Genomic DNA, 24159 nt, shown 5'->3' with positions numbered 1-24159 from the left:
ACCGGTACTAATGAACCGTGAGGCTTAACCTTACAACGCCGAAGATGTTTTGGCGGGTTTGAGAGAAATTCAGCTTGATACAGATAAACAGAATTTGCCTGGCGGCGACAGCGCGGTGGTCCCACCTGACCCCATGCCGAACTCAGAAGTGAAACGCCGTAGCGCCGATGGTAGTGTGGGGTCTCCCCATGTGAGAGTAGGGAACTGCCAGGCATTAATTAAGTGAAGAGCCCATCCGACAGGATGGGCTTTTTGCGTTTTTATGGTATGAGAAATCTTCAAGTCAGTTGGTGGCATGAATATTTTATCTGGCACTACAGCATGACTATATTCCTTTTATAACGTCTGGTTTTATCATCACTTTGCTTCTATCTTTCTATTACTATCCTGTTACGAGCTACAAAACCAATGAAAATGGCGCTGATTGGGATTTTGACTTTAGCTCATGGAGTGAGTTCAGTTGCTTTTGCTGCTGATACCGCAACACTCACCATCACTGGGCAAGTTGTATCATTTACCTGTCATACTGATATTGTTGCCGGGCAACTGCGACAGTCATGCAGTCATGACTTGTATCCTGTTGATGTGAAGTATGTTTCTTCTATTTCGCGTGGTATAGTCACCAAAACAGTTAATGTTCCAGGGGATTTAACCCGAAAGGTTATCGTTAGTAGTTACGATTAAGGGAAATCTTCACTTCAACATCATTTTTATCGGAAAATAACCACCCAACAAGTAATGAAATGAATAAACTCATTGAGTGAGGATTATTTTATTTATTATTTGAATTTTATTAATATAATTTAAATAAATACAAACCCATTCCTTAATGTTTTGTTTAAATTAAATTGGCCGTAAGTTTTATTAAAATATTCAGTTGCGTTAATGTAATTATATTAACAAACTGATGCGATATTCTCATTCTATACATAGTAATGGCTATAATGGCTGGACTTTTTCAGGCAAATGACTTAGTGTTCTTAACACTTTGTTAACTCGATCTGGTTTAAGTTAATTCAAATTTGATAAAAATATAGGGTGCATTGCCTGTATGGAAGCTAACCCGGTAACGTCTTCAGACGAATAATGCATGTTACCGGCTGGCAATATGAGAATATAAATGAAAATTCTGATCAACTGGCCTCCTTTGCGCCAACTTATAAAATATATACAAGAGCGCTTCACCTTTCTGGTTTTGCTCTGTTGGCCAGCTATCATCTGGTTGGTTTGTCGGGCGCTTGTCTGGTTAGCTGATGGGATAATGATGCTGCTGAGAAAACCTGTTGAGCACTCATTTACCGTGTATCTTCAGCCATTTATGACTATGAGTACGTTACTGCGAATCTCGGTCTGTTGGGTGCTGCTGCTGGTCATTCTGTTCAGCATGGCTATGGGGTTTACCTGGCTACTGCGTCGCTTTATGAACCGCAATAAATAAATTGATAGCCGCTACCAGCGGTAGCGGCATAAACTCAGGCCATCTCGCCGATAGTCTTACGAAAACGCAGCAGTGCAATCGTAAAAAATACGCCACCGATAGCCAGCAGCGTCAGAAACTGCGGCCAGACAATCGCAAAATCTGCGCCTCGATACAGAATCGCCTGCGCCAGACTGACGAAATGGGTTGTCGGCATCGTGAGCATGATGTCCTGCACCGCCTGCGGCATACTTTCTCTTGGCGTTGATCCCCCGGATAGCATCTGAAGTGGCAGCAGTACCAGAATCATCAATAGCCCTAGCTGCGGCATCGAGCGGGCCACGGTTCCCATAAATATTCCAATTGAGGTAGTAGCAAACAGGCTCAGAGCTACTCCAAGCATAAACAGCGGTATAGAGCCTTCAATCGGCACCTGCAACACTCCCTGGACCATCAATATAAGCGATAATCCAGAAACGACCAGCACCACCAAACCCATTGACCAGATCTTTGCCATCATGATTTCAAACGGCGTCACTGGCATCACCAGCAGGTGCTCCACAGTGCCATGTTCCCGCTCACGTATCAGCGCCGAGCCGGTAAGCACGATGGCCAGCATGGTAATATTGTTGATTATCGCCATGACGGCACCGAAACGTTCCTGCTCCAGGTTCGGGTTAAAACGCATCCTGACGGCCAGCTCAACCGGTAGCGAACTGTTATCCCGGTAGCGGGCGACAAAGCTGTTTACCTCACCGGTGACAATATTCTGGATATAGCTATTGCCGGTAAACGCCTGGCTCATTCGCGTCGCGTCAACGTTAACCTGTAGTTCCGGTTGACGTCCTGCCAATACATCGCGCTGGAAGTTAGGGGGAATATTGATCGCGAAAGTGTAACGCCCGGCATCCAGCCCGGCGTCCATTTCATCTGCGGTAATCAGCTCAGGGGGTAAAAACCAGGGCCGATAAAAGCCGTTGATAATACGCGATGAGAGCTGAGATTTATCCATATCCGCAATAGCGATGGGGGCTAAATGTAACGATCCCGGCATAACGGTAGCGGAGGAGTAAACCGAGATGGTAAAGGCGAAGACAATTAATGTCAGCATCGCCTTATCGCCAAGCAGGCTGCGTAGCTCTTTCATGCCTAAATTATAAATATTGCGTAATCCGCGCATTATCCCTCCTGTTTTTTCAGCAGCCACACACTCAGGCCCAGCACCAGCGGAACCGCAATAAGCAGTGGTATGAAGGATGCCCACAGGTCCGTAAGATTTAGCGCTTTGGAAAACGTTCCTCGCGCAATGGTCAGAAAGTGGCTGGTTGGATAAATCTGGCCAATCCAGCGGCCCGGCCCTTCCAGCGAGGCGACGGGGTCGATCATCCCCGAGAACTGCGTTGCCGGGATAAGCGTAATAATTGCGGTACCGAAAATCGCCGCAATTTGGCTTTTCATAAAGGTTGAGATCAGCAGGCCAAGCCCGGTGGCAATAGTGACATAGAGCAGTGCGGCCAGCGTTAGCGTCAGAAAGCTCCCTTTATGCGGCACGCCAAAGACAAATACCGACAGCGCGCAGAGCAGGAAGAAGTTGAACATCCCCAGCACGATATACGGCACCTGTTTGCCCAGCAGAAATTCGCTGCGGGTGGTTGGCGTCACGTACAAATTGATAATTGAGCCAAGCTCTTTCTCACGTACCACGCTGAGCGCGCTAAGCATCGCCGGGATCATCATCAACAGTAGCGGAATAACCGCTGGAACAATCGCCGGCAAACTCTTCACGTCCGGGTTATAGCGATAGCGGGTTTCTATTGAAATCAGTGAAGTATCGCGATTAGGGCTAGCCTGACGACCGGCCATTTCCTGGAGCCAGGTCAGATGCATTGCCTGCACGTAGCCGCGTACTGTCTCCGCGCGGTTTGGCATCGCGCCGTCCACCCATACACCGATTTGCACCGGTGTCCCCCGGGCAATATCGCGTCCAAAATTAGGCGGAATCTCGATTGCCACCGCCAGTTCGCCGTCGCGCATTCTTCTGTCCAGTTCGCTATAGCTTTGCAACGGCGGCTGTTCGATGAAGTAGCGTGAACCGGCGATATTCTGCGACCAGCCCTGGCTGCTGACGGTTTGATCGCGGTCGAGTACCGCAAATCGCAGATCCTCGACGTCCATACTGATCCCATAGCCCATAATAAACATCAGGATCACCGTCCCCAGCAATGCCAGGGTCGATCGTACCGGATCGCGACGTAGCTCCAGCGCTTCGCGACGGCTGTAGCTAAACAGGCGGCGCAAGCTAAACGCCTGACGTGGTGCAATGGTTTCGGTTTTGTGTTCAATCATGGGAATCGGCGCAGCCTCAGCAGCAGGCGGCTGTGCGGCATCTGCTGCCTCCTGTAGCCAGGCGATAAAGGCCTCTTCGAGGCTGGCCGACCCGCGCTGTTCGACCAGCGCCTGCGGCGTATCGCTGGCCAGCACTTTGCCGGCATGCATCAACGAAATGCGATCGCAGCGCTCGGCTTCATTCATAAAGTGGGTGGAGATAAAAATCGTCACTCGATCCTGACGAGCCAGATCGACCATCAGTTGCCAGAACATATCCCGGGCCACGGGATCGACGCCGGATGTGGGTTCATCAAGAATTAACATTTCCGGACGGTGAATGACCGCGACCGCCAGCGATAGCCGCTGCCGAATACCTAACGGCAGCGAGGCGGGCAGGGTATCTTCAACCTCTTGCAGCATAAAACGCTGGCTCATTTCGGCGACCCGACCGGGGATCTCCGCATCCGGAATATGGAACAGCCGGGCATGCAGTTCGAGGTTTTGCCTAACGGTCAGTTCACTGTAGAGGGAAAAGGCCTGCGACATATAGCCAACTCGGCGGCGGGTTTCAATATCCTTCGGGTCGACCGGTTGGCCAAATAGCCAGGCTTCTCCTTCGCTGGCCGGCAGCAGCCCGGTCAGCATTTTCATGGTTGTTGATTTACCGCAGCCGTTGGAGCCGAGGAAACCGAAGATTTCGCCGCGGGCGATACGAAAGTTCACGTGATCAACGGCGACAAAATTGCCAAAGCGCATCGTCAGGCCGCGAGCTTCAATGGCTATTTCGCTCTCCTCTGCGTTGCGCGGTGGAATGATCACCTCTTTATGCGCCAGGCGCTGGGCTTCGGGAAGCAGGGCAATAAATGCCTGCTCCAGCGTCTGGCTCGCCGTTTGCACTTTTAGCTCTTCTGCGCTGCCGGTCGCCAGTATTTCCCCCGCATTCATGGCGACCAGCCAGTCAAAGCGCTCCGCCTCTTCCATATAGGCCGTGGCGACGAGCACGCTCATCTCTGGCTGGCGCTGGCGAATGCTGTCGATCAGATCCCAAAACTGCGCGCGGGAGAGAGGATCGACGCCCGTGGTTGGTTCATCAAGGATCAGCAACTGTGGGTCGTGAATGAGCGCGCAGCACAGGCCAAGCTTTTGCTTCATTCCGCCGGAGAGCTTCCCCGCCGGACGGTCGCGAAACGGTGCCAGACCGGTACTTTGCAAAAGCTCATTGATTCGGTTTTCGCGCTCGGCTTTATCATGACCAAACAGGCGGGCAAAGAAGTCGACGTTTTCATAGACCGACAGGGTATGGTAGAGGTTCTTCCCTAGCCCCTGAGGCATCCAGGCAATTTTCGGACACACATCCTGGCGGTGGCGAACATCGCTCATGTCGCCGCCGAGCACGACCACATTGCTGTGCTCAATGACCCGTGCGCCGGAAATTAATGACAGCAGGCTGGACTTGCCGACGCCGTCTGGCCCGATCAGGCCCACCATACAGCGGGCGGGAATGCTCAGCGTAATGTCTTTTAGCGCGGTGGTTGCGCCAAAGTGCTGACTGACGTTATCCAGGCGGGCGACTGTGTTCATTGTGGCAACCTCACCGTCAGCGCTTCAGGCCACGCCTGCTGGTTATCCAGACGCACCCAGGCCATACCGGGCAGGCCGGTTTTCACATACTCAAGATGCTGTTCCAGCAGCTCAGGCGGAATGCGGGCTTTGACGCGGAACATCAGCTTCAGCCGTTCATCGCTGGTTTCCACCGTTTTGGGGGTAAACTGCGCCACGCTGGCGACAAAACTGATATTGGCAGGAATAACCAGATTCGGTGCGGCATCGAGGATAATGCGTGCTTCGCTGCCGAGCGCCAAAAGGCCCGCCTGTTCGGTCGGCAGGAAGAAGGTCATGTAGACATCGGACAAGTCGACCATATTCAGCACCCGTCCGCCTGCCGCCAGCACTTCTCCCGGTTCAGCAACACGGTACTGAATGCGGCCATCACGTGGCGCTTTCAGTTCGCTATCGTCGATATCGGCGATAATCCGCCGCTCTGTGGCCTGAGCTGCTTCAACGCGGGTTTGTGCCTGAATAATGCTGGTTCTTGCCGCCTCAATAGCCGCTCTGGCAGCAGAGACCTGGGCTTTTGCTGATTCCAGCGCTGCTCTGGCGCTTTCCGCCGCCGCCAGGTCGTCATCAAGCTGCTGAGCGGAGACCGCGCCGCGCTGTGAGAGTGTGCTGGAACGGCCGTGGCGTTTGGCGGCGGAGTTTAATTCAGCCTGCCGCTGCTTCACGACCGCCTCAGCGGCGCGCATTTCGCCTTGACGCTGGTCGAGTAGCGCCTTCGCTGCGGCAATCGAACTTTCAGCTTCTTTAATTTGCGCGGCGGCTTCCAGCCGTTGTTCGTTGAGCACCCGGATATCCATGCGGGCTAAGACTTCACCCTGGCGGACAAACTGCCCTTCTTTGACCAGAATGGTATCGATACGTCCGGCGGTTTTGGTGGCGATATCGACCTCTGTGGCTTCAATTCTACCGTTGCTGCTGGCAAAGCCTGCCGGGAGTCCCGGTGGGCGCAGCATCCACCATGCGGCGGCGGCAATCACCACCAGTAAACCAATAACGTAGACTGCCCAACGCCGTTTGATTTTGTCCATACGCGACTCGCTTTGTTCCATTTGCTGAGTGGTGCGCGTTTCTCCTCCGCATAGCGAAGTATCGTCTCTCCAGGAAAGGAAGGTATGGGGGATAAGGCCAACCGGCGCATGACGCCTTCAGCGCTGCTAACCGGTCAGAAAGAGGTGCGATTAATGTGGTCATCATCAGCAATCCTCGCCTTAAATGAAACACGCATATTTATTGCTACCGTCAATGCAATACTAACACCCGCAACAAATATGTCCATATACAAAACATGGACTTGTCGTAGAGTTAACATAAAAAAACAGCTGAGGCACGATGAGGCAATATTACCCATGATGCTTATTGGGTTTAATGCTCCGGGCTTTGCTCATACAATCTTCATCGTTTTTCATTAAATCATCATACTTATAAGCCATTCCTTAACGCTAATAACCAGAGGGTATTATTGGCGGGTAGCTGGCGCATTTTTAATCTGGTTGCTGCAGAAGAACTGTTGTATGATCTTCGGCCCTGAAAATAGACTAACGCCAGGCGAGCGCTTTATTCAATGAAAGATGAAAGCCAAAAATATATCTCCATTATTTTTAAGGAATGGTTGCCGCTGTACGACAGCCTGACGCCAGAAGTGAAGTCGGTGCTTAAAAATATTGCTGAGCAGCAGGCGGAGGCGTTAGCGACCCGTTTTTATGACTTTATTTTCCAGGACCCGGATATCGCCAGGCACCTCACCTATGATTTAGTCCAGGAGCGGTTAAGCAACTCGCTGGCAGGGTGGGTGAAAGATATCCTGATGAGCGAGAAGGAAAATCTGCAAGCGCTGGCGGAGCGGCAGTACCTGATAGGCAGTATCCATTCGCGCATTGGTATTCCGGCTGAGGCCGTTCTGCGGGGCGCTCGTCAGCTTAAGGCCGGGCTGATTGAAAATATCCGCGACAGCGAGATTGACCGCGAGACCAGCGTCGCCGCCATCTACTACGCCATTATGGCTATTAATATGGCAGTCGAAATGATGTGCCACGCCTACACCTTGTCGCACTATCGGGCGACGAAAAATGAAGAGGCGTACCGCCTGTATAGCCTGATGGATAATGTGCCTCTGGAATATGGCAAACAGCAGGCTTCGCTCTCAGGATGGGAAAATACCGCTATTTTTAATATTGTCAGCGATAATAAAACGGATATTAACGGAGCGTTATTATCTGAGTCGGAGTTTGGCCTGTGGTTCCGCCATAAATGCGTGCGTTATTTTAACAAAAATCCGCAAATGCAGGAAATCGCCGACTTAATTAGCAAGGTGGATGCCCTGTTATCCGCCTGGAAATCTTCGTCAGACGATTCAGAGTATAAAAATACGCAAAGTCTGCTACAGGGTATCCATATCCATTGTCAGCAGATTGGTAGCCAGCTTGGAGTTCTGTTTAGTAGCCTGTCGCAGATGCAAAGCGGCAAAGATACGCTGACCAGCCTGTTGAATCGCCGCTACCTGCCGGTGGTCCTTAAGCATGAAGTGACGCTGGCGATGGAGTATGAGCTGCCGATGACGGTGGCGATTATTGATATTGACCACTTTAAAGAAATTAACGACAGCTGGGGTCATATGGTCGGTGACCGGGCGATCAAGCACGTTGCGGAGCTGCTCAGCGATAACATTCGTTCCAGTGACTACATTTTCCGCTACGGCGGCGAGGAGTTTCTGCTGGTGCTGGTGGAAACCGGCGCAGCGGAAGCCTTTACTATCCTCGAGCGGCTGCGTAAAAAAATCAGCCAACTGGCGTTTAGCGTCGGCGCTGAGACCGAAATTTCGATTACCGCCAGCATTGGCTACGCCGTCCACACCGGTCATCCGGATTACAATCTGCTGCTGCGCGACGCCGACAGCGCGCTGTATGTCGCCAAACGTGATGGGCGAAATTGTGTGAAGATGCATGAAGGCGGCGGCAATTAAGCGGCTGACTTCTTCCCGGAGGCGGCGCGTTGCGCCTGTCCGGGCTACCAGTCCGCAGACGGCTGGGAACCCGTAGCCCCGGTAAGGCGTCTGCCGCCACCCGGCCGTGAGCTCGTGGAGCCTGCGAAGATATCTCTGACTCTCAAAACAACACCGGTAATCCCAGACCTCGTTTCACCTCATGCAGCGTTTGTTGAGTCAACTGGTGCGCCCGCTCGCTTCCCCGGCGCAGCAGTTCCAGCAACATGCCTTTATCCTGAATATAGGTCGCCCGGCGCTCGCGTATCGGTGCCAGCAGTTCCTGTAAACAGGACTCCAACTCATTCTTGCACTGCCGGTCCCCAAGACCACCACGCTGATAGTGTGCTTTCATATCGGCAACCAACGTTTTATCAGGATGAAAGGCGTCGAGATAAGTAAAGACCACGTTACCTTCAATCTGGCCCGGCTCGGCAACTCGCAGGTGATTCGGATCGGTGTACATGGCGCTGACCGCACGATGAATCTCCTCTTCGCTGGCCGAAAGCGTGAGCGTATTTCCCAGCGATTTCGACATTTTGGCGTTGCCATCGATGCCCGGCAGGCGGCTGACGTCGCTGAGTAGCGCCTTGCAGTGTCGTAAGACTGGCTCCGTTGTCAGGCTATTCATTTTGTGCACGATCTCGTTGGTCTGTTCGATCATCGGCAGTTGGTCATCTCCAACAGGCACCAGCTCGGCTTTAAAGGCGCTGATATCGGCGGCCTGGCTGATGGGATAGGCCAGAAAGCCCACCGGCAGCGAGCGAGAAAATCCTTTCTGGGCGATTTCGTTTTTGACCGTCGGATTACGCTCAACGCGGGCGACGGTGACGATATTCATATATAGCGTGCTGAGCTCCGCCAGCGCTGGTAGGGCTGATTGCAGGCAGATGATTGTCTTCTGCGGGTCGATGCCGACCGCCAGATAATCCGCCATCACTTCAAAGATGTTACTGCTGATTTTTTGCGGATTGCTGCCGTTATCGGTCAGCCCTTGCAGGTCAGCAACAAGGATAAATTGCTGGTGGTCATGTTGGAGCTGCACGCGCTGGCGCAGGGAACCGACGTAGTGGCCGAGGTGCAGCTGGCCGGTTGGACGGTCGCCGGTCAGAATAGTTTGTGTTGTACTCATGAGTGACTCCTTATACTGCGATTAAGCCGAAAGGCGCCACTCAGAAACAACAAAGCCGCCTTCCGGCGGCTCTGAATATGGGAAACGTTAAATCATGCCGCCTGTTATGCAGGCAGCCACCAACGACAAGGGTGAGTTACGACAACGTTTCTGTTCATCTTTTTATCCTGCCACGAAAAGCGGCGGCAGTAAAAGCGGTTTTTTCACTTAACGATAAACCGGCAGCAGGTTAAAGCTGGATAAAATATGGATTATCGCGTTAGCACCGCCGAAGCATAAAATCAGGATAATCATGGCGTTGCCGCCCCATACCCGATAGGTTGGGCTACCGAACCGTTTTCGCGAGGCGCGTGCGAGCAAGGCGGGAACGATAGCGGCCCACACGGTGGCGGCGAGACCGGCGAAGCCGATGGCGTAAATAAACCCGTTTGGCCACAGCAGCCCACCGACAATCGGCGGCACAAAGGTGACCAGTGCGGTTTTAAAACGCCCTTGAGGGCAGTCGTCGAACTTAAATAGATCCGCCAGATAATCAAACAGGCCGAGCGTCACGCCCAGAAACGAACTAGCGACGGCAAAGTTGGAAAAGACGGTGAGCAGTAAATCCAGCGTGGAGCTGTTCAGCAGGCCGCTTAAGGTCTGCACCAGCACATCAATGTTGCCGCCTTTCTCGGCAATATCGATAAACGCCGGGCGCGGAATATTGCCCATGGTACCGACCAACCAGATGATATACAGCACCAGCGCCATCAGCGTGCCAAGCAGCAGGCAGCGGCGAATGATTAGCGGATCTTTACCGTAATACTTCATCAGGCTGGGGACGTTACCGTGATAGCCAAATGAGGCCAGGCAGAACGGCAGCGTCATCAGCACGTAGGGCAAATATGATGCGTTGGCTTCCGTTCGGTTAAACAGAATCGCGGGCTCGACGTGCCACATCAGCCCGCCGAAGGTCATAAAGAAGGTGAGGATTTTGGCGCCCAGCACGATGGTGGTCATCCTGCTTACCGCTTTGGTGCTCAGCCAGACAATAAAGGCGACCACCAGTGCGAACGCCAGCCCGCCTAAGCGTGCCGGTACCGCGAGATTCATTTGCGCAAAAGTATGCTGGATAACCGAACCGCTGGCGGATATATAGGCGTAGGTCAAAATATATAATACGAAGGCGACGGTAAGTCCGTTAATAATATTCCAGCCGTTACCCAGTAAATCTTTAGTAATCGTGTCGAAGCTGGCGCCAATATGATAATTCAGGTTTGCTTCCAGAATCATTAATCCGGAATGCAACATACAAAACCAGGTAAATATAAGCGCCAGCAGCGACCAGAAAAACCAGGCTCCGGACATCACCACTGGTAAAGAGAACATGCCTGCGCCAATAATGGTGCCGCCGATAATCATTGCCCCGCCAATCAGCGACGGCGTATTTGTTGAGACCGCTTTTGAGACCGATAATGTAGCCATAAGGTGTAGTCCTCACGTGGCTATAATTATTATACCCGTCATACTTCAAGCTGCAGACGTGTTGGCTGCGTTCACTCACCCCAGTCACTTACTTCAGTAAGCTCCTGGGGATTAATGAGAGGCTCCTGCCTCTCACCGGAGGCCAGCCTTCGGCTGGTCAAATTCGTTCCCGACGAATTTGTCACTCTCTTGCCGCCTTTCTGCAACTCGAATTATTTAGGGTACAGATAACGGGCTGCGGGCAAACGGCTACCCAGGCGCAACCCGAGTGATTGAGCTAATTAGTCGTTATTTGAAGTTTAAGGCGCTCCCGTTGCGAGAGCGCCGAGGGCTTGGGTTATTTCACCGGCTTCAGTCTCGCGACGAAGTGGCGCAGTACCGGCGGCTCATAGGTAAAGGTCAGCCCCTTAATCGTGGAGGCTCGGGCCTTAACGGCGATCAGCGCATCAGCGATGTAGTCCATATGATCGTTGGTATAAACGCGACGCGGAATGGTCAAGCGCAGCAGCTCCATCGGCGACGCTTTCTGCTTGCCGGTTTCCGGGTCGCGGCCTAGTAGCAGCGAGCCGATTTCCACGCTGCGAATACCCGCTTCCAGGTACAGCTCGTTATTCAGCGCGTGGGCCGGGAACTGCTCGGCTGGGATATGCGGCAGCAGCAGTTTGGCGTCGACGAATACCGCATGGCCGCCGGTCGGATACTGAATCGGAATGCCGCCTTCGCGCAGGCGCTCGCCGAGGTATTCCACCTGATTGATGCGATAAGCGAGGTAATCTTCGTTGGTCCCTTCTTCCAGACCAATAGCCAGCGCTTCCATATCGCGTCCTGCCAGGCCGCCGTAGGTGACGAAGCCTTCCATCGGTACGCAGCGGATGCGCACTTCGTTAAATAAGTCCTCGTCGTCGCGGAAGCAGCACAGCCCGCCAATATTGACCATCGGGTCTTTCTTAGCGGACATGGTCAGCATATCGCCGTATTTGTACATCTCGAGAATAATCTCTTTCACCGATTTATCCGCGTAGCCCTCTTCGCGCTGTTTGATAAACCAGGCATTTTCGCAGAAGCGAGCGGAGTCGATAACCACTGGAATATTATTCTGGCGGGCAATTTGGTACACCTCGCGCATATTGGCCAGCGACACCGGCTGACCGCCGGAGCTATTACAGGTAACGGTAGTAATAATCGCCGCGACGTTTTCCGCGCCGTGCTCGGCAATGGTCGCTTTCAGCAAATCAATATCGAAATTACCTTTCCAGTCGTACCACGAGGTGGTATCGAAGGCTTTTGGCGTCACTACGTTAATCGCTTTTGCGCCGTTGAGTTCAACGTGGGCGGCGGTGGTGTCGAAGTGGAAGTTAGAAATAAATACCGGATGCGCCGACTTGCGGCGGGCAATCAGGCTCGGGAATAAAATCTGCTCCGCGCCGCGCCCCTGGTGGGTCGGAATGGTATACGGATAGCCAATGATCTCTTTGACCTTTTCACACAGGTGCTGATAGTTGCGCGACCCGGCATAAGCCTCGTCGCCCATCATCAGGCCAGCCCACTGATGGTCGCTCATTGCTCCGGTACCGGAGTCGGTCAGCAGGTCGATATAAACGTCCTGGCTATTGAGTAAAAACGGGTTATATCCCGCTTCTTCCAGGGCTTTGACGCGATCATCAAAGGTGGTCATGCGAATATTTTCGACCATTTTAATACGGAACGGCTCAGGGATACGTTTCATTTATTTTCTCCATGGGGATGCTGTGCCGCGTTTAGCTATTTGGCGATAAATAACAGGCGCAACAAATAGCGACTCAACGCAGTATTGATTTAATTTTTTTCTAAAGTGAACAGCAGCGGAGAATTAACGCGGGAAGTCGTTGGAGATACGGTGATCGAGATTATACCAGTCGTCCAGGCCGCCCTGGGCAATGAGGCGATAAATCGATTTTTGCGTCATTACATCGTCCTCTGTAGGTGAAGGGGTGTGATAAAAATAGGGTAAAATGAGAAAATAACCACGATTGAAATCACAAAAAATTATTTATGGAGAAGCAGAGTATAAAAACTTGACGCTTGTCGTATTTTTAGCGTTATTGATTATTTGATTAGCTGGCAATGTTTTTTTGTTTTTTATTGCGGCGGAAACGGCTTATTTATTGCGGTTTTTAGCGCCTTCATAGCAATAAATGAAGGCGCTAGCGGGGCTTACATACTGGAGAAGACGTTCATAATGATGCCGCCGGAAATAATCAGCACCATGGCGAGGATTGCCGGGATATCCGGTTTTTGTTTATAGAGGATCATTGAGCAAATCGTGACGCCGACGATGCCAAAGCCGCACCACAGCGAGTAGGCAACGCCCACCGGAATGGTGCTCATCGCACGGGTGAGGGCGAAATAGCATAGCCCATAGGCGCAAATCACTAATACTGACGGGGCTAGTTTGCTAAAGCCGTTAGTCTTTTTGATCATCGACGTACCGGTAATTTCGGAGCCGATAGACAGCGCCAGCCATAAAAATCCGAGATTAAACATATGCTTTTCCTTTCCTGTTAGTTGGCGACTTTTTTGTCCATAGATGAAGCGACCGGCTCTGCAGGCGCTTCCGCGCTCTCTTCGCTGCCCATTTTGGAAAACAGGTTCATGATCACAATGCCGCTGGCGATGATTGCCATGCCGATAATGGCGGCGGTGTCCGGGTGCTGACCGTAGAAAGCCATACCCAGGGTGGAGACGACCAGAATGCCGGTGCCGGACCAGGTGGCGTAGGCCAGGCCAACAGGGATATCTTTGACCGCCCGTGACAGCGAGTAGTAGCAGGTGCAATAGAGAACAATCAGCAGCCCGAGCAGCAGTATTTTGGTGGTACCTTCACTGCTACCGAACATTTTGAGCGTGGACGTGGCTGAGGTTTCGGAAACAATAACCAACAACATCCATAGCCAACACTTTGTTTTTGAAGACATAAGTTAAACTCCGGGTTTACTATTTAAGGTAAGGTTCTTTTTTTCTGTTTTTTAAAAAATCGATAGCGGCATCGGTCAGCTGAGCTTCGGGTGCGCAGGCCAGCGCCGGATTATTCACCACGTCTGTGACAGTGAGATAACGCCGCGTAGTACTCGTCAGAACCGGTGCTGCTTCGCAACCTGACGCCAGTCTTTCCAGCAGCTCATTCATGGTACACAGCGTGACGCCGCAGTCCGCCAGGCGGGCCAGCGTGGCCTGCATATGCCCGGCGTAAGCGGTATCCGGCTGCGCGCCCAGCAGCTGGTTCAGTTCGCTGCCAGGGTCGCAGTGATAGCGTAGTGCCAGCACCGGCAGGCCGCTCAGCAGGGCGTCATGTACGCGCCGGGCAAGCGGATTGTGTAGGGAGCCATTCACCAGATCTGCTGCCAGCGGATAATCGAGAAACGGCAACAGCAGCGCTTTGTACGGGACCAAATGCAGCGTATCTTGCCAGTCGGCCGCAGGCAGCGTTTTACCGAGAGCCTGCCACTGCTCGCCGTCGTCAATCCCGCTATCCAGCACAAGATGCAGACTTTCGCCGCAGCCAGCCAGCCGCTGGCGAATGGCATGCCGATATCCCGTCGCGGCGGTCACCATTACCAGTACCGGCGGTTTCAGGCGCTGGATAATGCGTTCAACGAGGCATTCAATCTGTTCGTCGGTCATGGCGAGCCTCCGTTACCCGATGAGCGTGACCTGCGCGCCGTTTTTCAATCCGGCGGCGTTGGCCTCTTCGGTATCAATATGAAACTCCAGCGCAAAGTCTTCGCGCACCCGCACCACCACTTCATCGAAAGTCAGCTGGCGCTCGCCGTCGCTGCGCACGCTAACCTTTTGACCGTTAGCGACGTTCAACTGGCGGGCGTCCTGCGGTGACATATGAATATGCCGCCAGGCGCAGATCACCTGAGAGCGAAGTTCAACGTGGCCAGCAGGGCCTATCAGCAGCGCACTGCCCGCGTTCTCCAGTTGGCCTGATTCGCGCACCGGCGCTTTGACGCCTAGGGTAAAGCAGTCGGCACGGGATATTTCCAGCTGCGAAACCGGACGGGTCGGGCCGAGGACGCGAACGTTGGTCAGCGAGCCTTTCGGACCGACCACGGTGACGCACTCCTGGGCGGCGAACTGTCCCGGCTGACGCAACGGCTTAAACGGCGTCAGGACATAACCCTTGCCGAACAGGGCTTCGACGTCCTGCTGCGCCAGATGCACATGGCGGTTAGAAATGCCGACCGGGATAGCCGGAGAAACATGGCTCAGGCGGGCGGCGATTTTTTCATGTAGCAGAGTATCAATCATGCCTTCTTCCCTTTCCTCATCGCCGGGCTTTTATCTTCCGACGGGACCGGTGCGGCTTGCGCTGTGGGCGGGGCGACGGGTTCTTCCGCGTCCTTTTTTTCCGTCGGGAGCGGCTCGTCGGATTTAACATCAACCGGGACTTCAGCCTCAACCGGTGCGGTAACAGGGACCTCAGCGCGCGGCGGGTGGCCTTTTAAACTGCTCAGGGCTTCGACCACGCTGCGCTCAGGGCGGGCGATCACCAGCGAGCGGGCCTGCGGATCGATAGCGATAGCGACGGCCACGCCGCGCTCGATGGCGGTGTGAATCGCGCTGATTTCCCCTTCAAAGCAGACGCTCACCAGCCCTGAACCGACCTTGCGGTAGCCGATGCAGGTCACGCCTGCGCTTTTACAGGCGGCGTCCACGGCCTGAACGGCGGCAACTAACCCTCGCGTTTCAATTACGCCTAAACTTTTCATTATCGGCTCCTTTAGTGGCGAACTAAGCGAATATCAAAATCAAACTGCGTGAAGAACGTTTCCAGCCTGTCTAACTCATCGGCGGAATAAGTCGGGTCCTGGGTAATGGGGTGGGGCATCTCCAGACGCTCATATTTTTTGCGCCCGAGCTGGTGGTACGGCAGCATGTCGATGCGGCGGATATTCCCGCGCTTTGCCAGTTTTTGCACATAATCAATGGCCCCGGTAATCGCATCGAATGAGTCGTTATAGCCGCGCACCAAAGGCATCCGCACAATCACGTTAGCGCCCGAATCAACCAACCATTCCAGATTGCGGCGAATCCCTTCGTTGCCAATCCCAAATAAGGCTTTATGGTGCTCGCTATTAATTTGCTTAATATCGAACAGGAAGGTATCGGTTACCGGCGCCAGCTTTTGATAATTAGCCAGCGGGGTGGTGCCCTGAGTTTCCACGGCGGTATTGAGCATCATCTTTTTGCATTCGCTAAATAAGGCGACGGCAAAATCGGTTTGCAGGCTCATCTCGCCACCGCCGATGGTGACGCCGCCGCCGGAAGCGATATAAAAATCATAATCCTGCATGATTATCTCCATCAGTTCGCTGACAGTGACATCTTTGCCCATAATATCCAGCGCGCTCTGGGTGCAAATTTCTTCGCACTTACGACAGCCAATACAGTCTTTATTGCGGTTGACGAAGTGCTTCATTTCGCCATTCTCTTCTGCCCGATAGTGAATACCTGCCGGGCAGACGTTGACGCAGTCGCCGCAGTTAATACATTTATCCTGCGAAAACATCACCTGAAACTGGCTATTGAGCCCTTCCGGGTTAGCGCACCACGGGCAGCGTATATTGCAGCCTTTAAAAAAAACCAGCGTGCGAATTCCATCACCGTCATAAATCGAATATTTCTGAATATTGAAAATTCGCCCGGTTAATTCTTGTTTTGCGCTCACATTTACCTCCAGAAATACGATCGGGACATCCGTGTCCAAATACGTCCGTGTTTTTTATCAGAACTTCTCAATCACCGTACGGCTGATAATCTCGTCCTGAACTTCTTTGCACAGTTCCACGAAGTAGGCGCTATAGCCCGCCACGCGGACGATCAGGTCACGGTATTTTTCCGGCTCCTGCTGCGCTTTTTTCAGCACTTCGTTATCGACATAGCTGAACTGCATCTGGCCGTTGCCAAGAATCGACGCGGTGCGCAGCAGAGTAATCAAGCCATGGCGTCCTTCTGGAGTGTCCAGCAGCCCTTTGAGGAACTTGAAATTGTGCACCATGCCGATGTTCATGGTTTCGACGTTCATTTTGCTCACTGACTTGATGATCGCCGTCGGACCCTGCTTATCCGCGCCCTGAGTCGGGCTGATACCATCGGAGAGCGGCATCCACGCCAGGCGGCCGTTTGGCGTGGCGTTGGTCAGCTCGCCAATTGGCGTATTGTTTGAGATAGACAAGGTGCCGTGGCTTAATGTGGAGTAGAGCATCTGGTATTTACGGCACTCGCGCTCGGTCCACTCGGTGATATCCAGCGCGTACTGGTCTACGTAGTTATCGTCGTTACCGTACTTGGGCGCGTTCAGGCAGTCGCGGCGCAGGCCTTCAAAGCCTTCGAAGTTGGCCAGCATCGCGTCACGCATCTGCTCAAGGGTGTATTTTTTATCTTCATACACCAGCTTGCGGATCGCGGCGAGGGAGTCGACGTAGGTCGCCAGACCGGAGAAGATTAGCCCCGGACCGTGGTTGACCATCGCGCCACCGGCAGCCACGTCTTTGCCTTTTTCCATGCAGCCTTCCACCAGCAACGACATTAGCGGCTTCGGCGCCACGTCGCGGTGTACGCGTTGGCTGATGACCGTACCGATTGCGGACAGGCGCACGATGTGGGCAATCTGCTGTTTCACCGCCGCGTCGAATTCCTCGAAGGTGCGCAGGTCGCGCAGGTCGCCGGTATCCAGCCCCTGATAGCTGTCAAACAGCACCATCCGGCCACGGTTGAGGACGAACTCAATGGCGATTGGCCACTGGGTATAGCCGGTTGATGTCCACTGGTAGATGCGGCCGGATTTCTGCGGTTCCACGCAACCCATCAGGCAGTAGTCGCGGGCATCTTCGAAATCGAAGCCTTTGCGCAGCATCATCTTGATATGCGAGTCATCGAAGTGACAGGCCGGGAAGCCCATACCCGCTTTCACCACATCGACGATTTTTTCCATATACTTCTGCGGCGACTGGTTGTGAATACGGCAGGCCAGCGACGGCTGGTAAACCTTCACAAAGCGCACGGCGTCCATAATCAGGTACGTCAGATCGTTACAGGCATCGCCGCCGGAACGCTTCTGGCCGCCGACGGTCAGGTTGATAAACGGCTGATAACCGGCAAAATATTTCGCCCCCAGCTCGCTGGACATCCACATCAGTTCGGCGCACTTGATGATAAACGCCTGCATCATCTCCAGCGCGCTATCGTGAGTCAGGCGGCCTTCGCGGATATCGGCTTCGAACATCGGGTAGCAGTACTGGTCGACGCGGCCCAGCGACAGGCCGGTCTGGTTCTCTTCGATTTCAAACAGTGATTCCACGGTCCAGATGCTTTGCAGTGCTTCCTGCAGCGTTTTCGGCGGGTTAGCCGGGACGTTCTGGTTCACTTCGGCGATGGTCAGCAGCTCGACGCGACGCTGGGCGTTCTGCTCGATGGCTGCCAGTTCACGGGCGCGCGCGGCGATGCGGTGAGAGTAGTTAATCACCCCTTCGCAGGTTTCAATCGCCGCTTTGTAGTAGTAAATACGGTCGATATCTTCCGGATTTTCCATGCTCAGGTTGGCGAGATGCGCTTCGGCGTCGGCTTTAATGCCGTTCATCCCTTTGGTGAACAGCAGCACGTCGTAGCCCGGGCAGGTATCGCCACCGCCGTTGATCTGATGATAGGAGAGGTCGCTGACGAAGGTTTCGCCACTGAACGCCCACACGCCCGCTTCACGGTACTGCGCTTCACAGATCTCATCCAGCGAGCGGCCTTCCCAGAACGGCACGATCTCTTCGCGGATGGTCTTTTTATCTTCTTCGCTAATCTCAAACGGATCCTGTGGACGGGTGCTCATGGTGTCGAGCTCGTCGCGGACCCAGCGCCAGGCGATATCCGGCGAGAACGCGCCCGCACGCGGTTTGCCGCACGGATGGCCGACGATTAGCTCATCGTCCTGAATCAGAATCGGCGCGGTTTCGCAGGCGTGGCGAAAGGCTTTGGCGCGCAGCAGAATGGTCGGCATCCCCGGATTGGCTTTCACCACTTCGGTAAAGGCCAGCGCGCGGTAGATAGAGACGCTCGGACGCACGGTGAGGTAGTGATTGCGCAGGCGCTGCATACGCGGTGTTAAACCTTCCGCTGCTGGCGTCTCGCTGGTGGCGGCAAACGGGGTGGCAGAAATGTGCTGTACACCCTTGAACAAACGTACCGGCAGATGCAGAGCGCTGAGGTTTTGCTGGGCGCTGAGGAACATGTCAGAGAGTTCGTTGATGCGCGCATTCTCAAGGCTTGCGCCGTGCAGCATGGCATCGAACATCGGGTAGCCGTCGATAGCGCAGGCGGAGCGGACTTCACTGAGTTCAGCCAGTTTGAACCATAAAGACTCGACGATTTCATACGCCTGCTGCTGAGACAGCGCGCCGCTGTTGATATCGTGCTGGTAGTAAGGCAGCAGGGCTTTATCGGCCCCTTCCGGGTTGACGGCGTAGCTGCCGTTGTCCAGCTGCAGCGCCAGCTGGAACAGGTAGAACGCCTGGCAGGCTTCTTTAAAGCTGCGCGCCGGATGGGCCGGAACGTGGTGCAGAATAGCGGCGCTCTCTAACAACTCAGCCTTGCGGTAAGCGTTGGTTTCCGCGGCGGCCAGTTGTTCTGCGCTATTAGCCAGGTTTTGCGCCAGCGCCATCAGGGCATCGCAGGCGTAAATCGCTGCACGACATCCGTTAACTTCGTCCATGCCGCTGCGGCTGACGGCGCTGCCCAGTGCGCGGGTTTTCTCTTCCAGTTGGTGTTTAATCGCCAGCACGCCTTTTTCGACCACCAGCTTGTAGTCCGGCGAATCGAGGTCGCTGTTCAGGTTGAGGAACTGGAAGGCGGACGGGCGGCGGGCGGCGCTTTCGTCGTGGAAAATTGCCCCGTGCGGCTTGCGGGTCTGGTTACCGACGATCAGTTCGTCGGCGCTGATGCACAGCGGCAGCTGGCGCATCAGCTCATAGAAACGGCGCGCCGGTTTGACGGCGGCGGGAATGCCCGCGATATCACCATCAAGGGCGCTCAGCGTGGTGGCATGTTCGGTGCACAGGGTGCTTTTTTGTGAGAGTAAACGTTCTGCCAACACTTTGACGCGCGGCGTTAAGCTGTAGTGTGCCATGGGTAAGGTTCTCCAAATCTTGTTATCAGTGGCCCTGAACGGCGTTACCGGTCCACGCCCGGCGATAGAGTTCGGTTAATGCGTGAGCGTCCGGCGCGCGTGGGTTCGTCGGGGTACAGCTGTCGCGTAGCGCCTGGCCGACCATCTCTGCCAGCCGCTGTTCGAAATCACCGGCATCGACGCCGGTATCACCAATGCCGGCCGGCATAGTCATTTCGTCTTTTAGCGCCTGAATGGCGACCAGCAGGCTGGCGACGCCCTGGCGGGTCGTGGTCGCAGGCAGGTCCAGCAGATGGGCTAATCGGGCGTATTTGCGGGCCGCATCGGTATCGCACAGCCCTTGATAATCAGCATTCCAGGCCACCACGTCCGCCATCAGCAACGCGTTGGCGCGACCGTGGGGGACGCGAAACACGCCGCCGAGCGCGTGGGCCAGGCTGTGGGTGATGCCGAGTGACGCGTTGGTGAAGGCCATGCCCGCCATGCAGGAGGCGTTGTGCATTTTTTCCCTTGCCAGCAGATCGTGACCGTTGCGCCAGCAGCTCGGCAGGTAGCGAAACACCTGCTGCACCACTTTCTCTGCCAGCGCATCGGAAAAGTCGCTGGCGGCGCGGGAGACATAGGCCTCCAGCGCATGGCACAGCACGTCCATTCCGGTATCGGCGGTGATTGCGGGCGGCACCGAAGCCACCAGCGCGGGGTCGAGAATGGCGATATCCGGCAGCAACGACGGGTCCACCAGCACCAGCTTCTCGGCGTGGGCCTTCACCACCGAAAAGGCGGTGACTTCCGAACCGGTGCCGCTGGTGGTGGGGATTGCCACGAAGCAAGGCGGCTCGCGGTGAGCGTCCGGACGGGTTTGCGCCAGGGCGAAAATAACCGCTTTGGCTGCATCAATCACCGAACCGCCGCCTAGCGCGATAACCAGATCCGGATAGCTGTTATCCATCCGCTTCATCCCGCGTACCACGGTGGCGATATCCGGGTCGGCGACCACGTCGTCCCAGACCTGGAAAGCGATGCCGCGCGAGCGCAAGATCTGCGTGACGCGGGAGGCGAGGCCAAATTTGACCATCGCCTGGTCGGTGACCAGCAGCACGTTGCGGGCGGGCAGCTCGTTCAGGATGGAAAGCGCGTCCTGACCAAAGCGGATCCGGGGTTTCAGCAAAAATTCACTCATTGGGTTATTGACTCCTTAAGCGTCCCGAAACACGTTCTCGACAATGGCGACCACCGACATGGCCCTGTAGCGGTCTTTGTTGAGCGCCAGATACTCTTCCGCCAGCACGATGTCGTGCATACCGGCACCAACGCTATCCACGGCAACCCAGGTCTGGTCTTTCATCGGCTGCTGGTCATCATCTAATTTGGTGATAAGCAGCAGGTTGCTTCCCCGTAGCTCATCGCACTTCTGCGTGGCGACGACATGTCCAACTACCTTTGCGAGAATCATTGTTTTTATCGCCTTATATCAATGTGTTACTTACCGAGGCGCTCCAGCACCTGGCGGATGACGCGCTCCACGTTTTGCTCGTTGATCTCGCTTTCTGCGCCAGCGGTCGCTGCGGTAGCAAAACGGTCATCCGCGCTGCTGGTGGCGTGAGCCACTGGCGCTACAGCTGCCGGGGAGTTAAAGCGATCGTCGTCAAAGATGCTGCGGTTCGGGTTATCCGCCGGACTGACGATGGTGGGCTGCGGTTCCGGGCGGCTGCTCGGGGCGCGCAGTTCATCAATGGAGCGTACGCCGTAGCCCACTTTGCGGATGTTGAGCAGGTTCATCGGTCCGACGTTGTCGGAGCTGGAACCGCCGCCTACCGCGCCGCAGCCCAGAGTCAGGGCCGGGGTGATATTGGTGGTCGCGCCGATACCGCCCAGCGCGGCCGGGGTGTTGATCAGGATGCGGTTGACCGGTTTTTCGAGGCAGAACTGGCGGATAACGTCCTGGTTGCGGGTGTGGATCACCAGCGTGTGGCCGAGGCCTTCGTTGGTCAGCAATTCCACCACGCGGTGACAGGCTGCTTTCCAGTCTTCTTCCACGTACAGGCCGAGGACCGGGCACAGTTTTTCCCGCGAATAGGGGTTGGAGTGCGATACCGTGGTCTGTTCGGCAATCAGCACGCGGGTGCTGGCCGGAACGCAGAACCCGGCCATCTGGCTCAGATACAGCGCGGTTTTGCCGACCGTTTTCGGGTTGATCGCGCCGTTCGGGCGCAGCAGCAGGGCCGCCATTTTCGCCGCTTCGCTTTCGTTCATAAAGTACGCGCCCTGGGCTTCCAGTTCGCGGTGAACGTCGTCGTAAATGCAGCGTTCGACGATGATTGACTGCTCGGAGGCGCAGATCACGCCGTTATCGAAGGTTTTGCTGGTAATGATATCTTTCACCGCATGGTGAATATCAGCGCTGCGTTCGATAAACGCCGGGCCGTTACCCGGACCACCGCTGATGGTCGGCGTGCCGGAGGCGTAGGCCGCGCGTACCATGCCTTCACCGCCGGTGGCCAGAATCAGCGACACGTCTTTGCTGTGCATCAGTTCTGAAGTGGCTTCGAGGGTCAGTTGACTAATAGCGTCGACGCTACCTGCCGGGGCGCCTGCCGCTTCGGCTGCGCGTTTAACGATTTCAATCGCTTTCCAGCTGCACTGGCGTGCGCCCGGATGCGGCGAGAAGATAATCGCGTTACCGGATTTCAGGGCGATCAGCGTTTTGTAGATAACAGTGGATGTCGGGTTGGTGGACGGCACAAGCGCACAAATCACCCCCAGCGGCACGCCCACGTCCATCACCTTTTGCACCTGATCGTCATGAATGATGCCGACGGTCTTCATATCTTTGATGGCGTCGTAAACGCGCAGCGAGGCGAAACGGTTCTTCAGCACTTTGTCCTGCCAGTTGCCAAAACCGGTTTCTTCCGCGGCCATTTTCGCCAGCGCTTCGGCATGATGCGCCGCTTCCTGGGCCACGTTCTTCACGATGGCGTCGATTTGCTGCTGCGAAAAGGTGGCCAGAATCGCCTGCGCCTTTTTGGCATTGCGCACCAGCTCCCGGGCGTTTTGCCGGGACTGCAAATCGTTATCCAGTTCAATCATGAGTCTATCCTTCATCAGACTAAAAGAGTGGAGACGGGGCGCGCCCTGTCAGGTCATGCTTTGTGCTGCGCCGCGATTTTTTCGATATCGTTATGCGGTCGCGCGATGACGCGAGAGGTGACGACTTCGCCAATGCGTTTGGCCGCTTCCACGCCGGAGTCCACGGCGGCATTCACCGCGCCGACGTCGCCTTTCACCATCGCGGTGACGAGGCCAGAACCGACGTTTTCATAGCCAATCAGCTCGACGTTGGCGGCTTTACACATTGCATCCGCGGCTTCAATACAGGCCACCAGACCTTTGGTTTCGATAAGCCCTAGCGCTTCTTTCATCAGGTTTTCTCCGGTTATTCGGCCATTTTGTAATGCGAGACGATTTTGTTGATGTCGTTATGTGGGCGGGCGATAACCAGCGAGGTCACCACTTCGCCGATGCGCTGCGCTGATTCCACGCCGGAATCAACAGCCGCTTTCACCGCGCCGACGTCGCCTTTCACCATCGCGGTGACGAGACCGGAACCGACGTTTTCATAGCCAATCAGCTCAACGTTGGCGGCTTTGCACATCGCATCTGCCGCTTCAATGCAGGCCACCAGACCTTTGGTTTCAATCAAACCTAATGCATCACCCATTTGCGTTCTCCTGGCCTTAAGCCCTGTGTTTAATGACAATTTTGTTGATGTCGTTGTGTGGACGCGCAATCACTAGCGACGTCACCACTTCCCCTACGCGCTGTGCGGATTCCACACCGGAATCTATTGCTGCTTTCACCGCGCCGACGTCGCCCTTCACCATCACGGTGACCAGACCGGAGCCGATGTTTTCATAGCTAATCAGCTCGACGTTGGCGGATTTGCACATGGCATCCGCTGCGGCAATACAGGCCACCAGACCTTTGGTTTCGATAAGCCCTAATGCATCACCCATGTTTTCTCCTCCAGAACAGATTTTGTGATTCGGGAAAACCGTCCGCGTAACGGC

Annotated in this window: 23 protein-coding genes and 1 rRNA gene; 4 read left to right on the top strand and 20 right to left on the bottom strand. The window is 54.7% G+C overall.

Going from position 1 to position 24159, the window contains the following annotated elements; genetic code table 11:
* Positions 1-97 precede the first annotated feature (97 nt).
* The 3 genes from rrf (at position 98) to QVF11_RS05775 (ending at position 1438) form a co-directional block, all read left to right on the top strand.
* Positions 98-213: ribosomal RNA gene (gene rrf / locus QVF11_RS05785) — 5S ribosomal RNA — on the top strand.
* 195 nt (positions 214-408) lie between these two features.
* Positions 409-684 carry a DUF2574 family protein gene (locus QVF11_RS05780; RefSeq protein WP_287855602.1) on the top strand — a complete coding sequence of 92 codons (276 nt, stop codon included), beginning with the start codon at positions 409-411 and terminating at the stop codon, positions 682-684.
* A gap of 436 nt (positions 685-1120) precedes the next feature.
* The gene (locus QVF11_RS05775; protein WP_112217324.1) at positions 1121-1438 is read left to right on the top strand and encodes a hypothetical protein; all 318 of its coding nucleotides are present in this window, start codon (positions 1121-1123) and stop codon (positions 1436-1438) included.
* A gap of 34 nt (positions 1439-1472) precedes the next feature.
* Here the strand turns inward: QVF11_RS05775 and QVF11_RS05770 are convergent, their stop codons facing one another.
* From QVF11_RS05770 to QVF11_RS05760, 3 genes are read right to left on the bottom strand one after another with little or no spacing between them, the layout of a single operon-like run.
* Positions 1473-2597: an ABC transporter permease gene (locus tag QVF11_RS05770; RefSeq protein WP_112217325.1), complete on the bottom strand. Its 1125-nt coding sequence runs from the start codon at positions 2595-2597 to the stop codon at positions 1473-1475.
* The gene (rbbA, locus tag QVF11_RS05765) at positions 2597-5326 is read right to left on the bottom strand and encodes a ribosome-associated ATPase/putative transporter RbbA (RefSeq protein ID WP_287855596.1); all 2730 of its coding nucleotides are present in this window, start codon (positions 5324-5326) and stop codon (positions 2597-2599) included. Before rbbA ends, QVF11_RS05770 begins: the two co-directional genes overlap by 1 nt.
* Entirely contained in the window at positions 5323-6390 is a 1068-nt protein-coding gene (locus tag QVF11_RS05760; RefSeq protein WP_287855594.1) for an HlyD family secretion protein, read from the bottom strand. The genes rbbA and QVF11_RS05760 overlap by 4 nt, the downstream gene beginning before the upstream one ends.
* A gap of 533 nt (positions 6391-6923) precedes the next feature.
* Here QVF11_RS05760 and QVF11_RS05755 point away from each other — a divergent pair.
* Positions 6924-8321 carry a diguanylate cyclase gene (locus tag QVF11_RS05755; RefSeq protein WP_287855592.1) on the top strand — a complete coding sequence of 466 codons (1398 nt, stop codon included), beginning with the start codon at positions 6924-6926 and terminating at the stop codon, positions 8319-8321.
* A 142-nt stretch (positions 8322-8463) separates the two neighbouring features.
* On the opposite strand, the gene trpS is transcribed toward QVF11_RS05755, so the two are convergent.
* From trpS to QVF11_RS05670, 17 genes are all read right to left on the bottom strand, one after another.
* A complete protein-coding gene (gene trpS / locus QVF11_RS05750; RefSeq protein WP_287855590.1) occupies positions 8464-9471 on the bottom strand; it encodes a tryptophan--tRNA ligase in 1008 nt (335 codons plus the stop codon).
* Positions 9472-9678: 207 nt separating this feature from the next.
* The gene (gene mtr / locus QVF11_RS05745; protein WP_287855588.1) at positions 9679-10935 is read right to left on the bottom strand and encodes a tryptophan permease; all 1257 of its coding nucleotides are present in this window, start codon (positions 10933-10935) and stop codon (positions 9679-9681) included.
* 337 nt (positions 10936-11272) lie between these two features.
* A complete protein-coding gene (gene tnaA, locus QVF11_RS05740) occupies positions 11273-12661 on the bottom strand; it encodes a tryptophanase (protein ID WP_287855586.1) in 1389 nt (462 codons plus the stop codon).
* 123 nt (positions 12662-12784) lie between these two features.
* Complete coding sequence (gene tnaC, locus QVF11_RS05735; RefSeq protein WP_004098218.1) at positions 12785-12880, bottom strand: tryptophanase leader peptide; 96 nt, start codon at positions 12878-12880, stop codon at positions 12785-12787.
* 248 nt (positions 12881-13128) lie between these two features.
* Positions 13129-13458: a DMT family transporter gene (locus QVF11_RS05730; protein ID WP_102804055.1), complete on the bottom strand. Its 330-nt coding sequence runs from the start codon at positions 13456-13458 to the stop codon at positions 13129-13131.
* A 17-nt stretch (positions 13459-13475) separates the two neighbouring features.
* Positions 13476-13889: a DMT family transporter gene (locus QVF11_RS05725; RefSeq protein WP_110277410.1), complete on the bottom strand. Its 414-nt coding sequence runs from the start codon at positions 13887-13889 to the stop codon at positions 13476-13478.
* 19 nt (positions 13890-13908) lie between these two features.
* Positions 13909-14595 (bottom strand): hypothetical protein, encoded by a 687-nt coding sequence (locus QVF11_RS05720; protein ID WP_287855580.1) that lies wholly within the window; start codon positions 14593-14595, stop codon positions 13909-13911.
* A gap of 12 nt (positions 14596-14607) precedes the next feature.
* Positions 14608-15228, bottom strand: a complete 621-nt coding sequence (locus QVF11_RS05715; protein ID WP_112217334.1) for a phosphate propanoyltransferase — start codon at positions 15226-15228, stop codon at positions 14608-14610.
* Positions 15225-15689, bottom strand: coding sequence for a BMC domain-containing protein (locus tag QVF11_RS05710; protein ID WP_142512571.1), 465 nt, complete (start codon positions 15687-15689; stop codon positions 15225-15227). Before QVF11_RS05710 ends, QVF11_RS05715 begins: the two co-directional genes overlap by 4 nt.
* An 11-nt stretch (positions 15690-15700) precedes the next feature.
* Positions 15701-16648, bottom strand: a complete 948-nt coding sequence (gene cutD / locus QVF11_RS05705; RefSeq protein WP_287855576.1) for a choline TMA-lyase-activating enzyme — start codon at positions 16646-16648, stop codon at positions 15701-15703.
* Between the two features lie 57 nt (positions 16649-16705).
* Positions 16706-20092 carry a choline trimethylamine-lyase gene (gene cutC / locus QVF11_RS05700; RefSeq protein WP_287855574.1) on the bottom strand — a complete coding sequence of 1129 codons (3387 nt, stop codon included), beginning with the start codon at positions 20090-20092 and terminating at the stop codon, positions 16706-16708.
* 25 nt (positions 20093-20117) lie between these two features.
* A complete protein-coding gene (locus QVF11_RS05695) occupies positions 20118-21272 on the bottom strand; it encodes a 1-propanol dehydrogenase PduQ (RefSeq protein WP_287855572.1) in 1155 nt (384 codons plus the stop codon).
* A 15-nt stretch (positions 21273-21287) separates the two neighbouring features.
* Complete coding sequence (locus QVF11_RS05690) at positions 21288-21545, bottom strand: EutN/CcmL family microcompartment protein (protein WP_287855570.1); 258 nt, start codon at positions 21543-21545, stop codon at positions 21288-21290.
* Between the two features lie 26 nt (positions 21546-21571).
* Positions 21572-23179: an acetaldehyde dehydrogenase (acetylating) gene (locus QVF11_RS05685; protein WP_287855568.1), complete on the bottom strand. Its 1608-nt coding sequence runs from the start codon at positions 23177-23179 to the stop codon at positions 21572-21574.
* A 53-nt stretch (positions 23180-23232) separates the two neighbouring features.
* Positions 23233-23511 (bottom strand): BMC domain-containing protein, encoded by a 279-nt coding sequence (locus tag QVF11_RS05680; RefSeq protein ID WP_002442217.1) that lies wholly within the window; start codon positions 23509-23511, stop codon positions 23233-23235.
* Between the two features lie 14 nt (positions 23512-23525).
* Positions 23526-23810 carry a BMC domain-containing protein gene (locus QVF11_RS05675; RefSeq protein ID WP_112215164.1) on the bottom strand — a complete coding sequence of 95 codons (285 nt, stop codon included), beginning with the start codon at positions 23808-23810 and terminating at the stop codon, positions 23526-23528.
* Positions 23811-23826: 16 nt separating this feature from the next.
* Positions 23827-24105: a BMC domain-containing protein gene (locus QVF11_RS05670; RefSeq protein ID WP_112215163.1), complete on the bottom strand. Its 279-nt coding sequence runs from the start codon at positions 24103-24105 to the stop codon at positions 23827-23829.
* Positions 24106-24159 lie beyond the last annotated feature (54 nt).

Origin of the sequence: Klebsiella sp. (assembly GCF_027492335.1) — a bacterium.
GTDB lineage: Bacteria > Pseudomonadota > Gammaproteobacteria > Enterobacterales > Enterobacteriaceae > Klebsiella > Klebsiella huaxiensis.
This window is presented reverse-complemented; position numbering and strand designations above follow the sequence as displayed.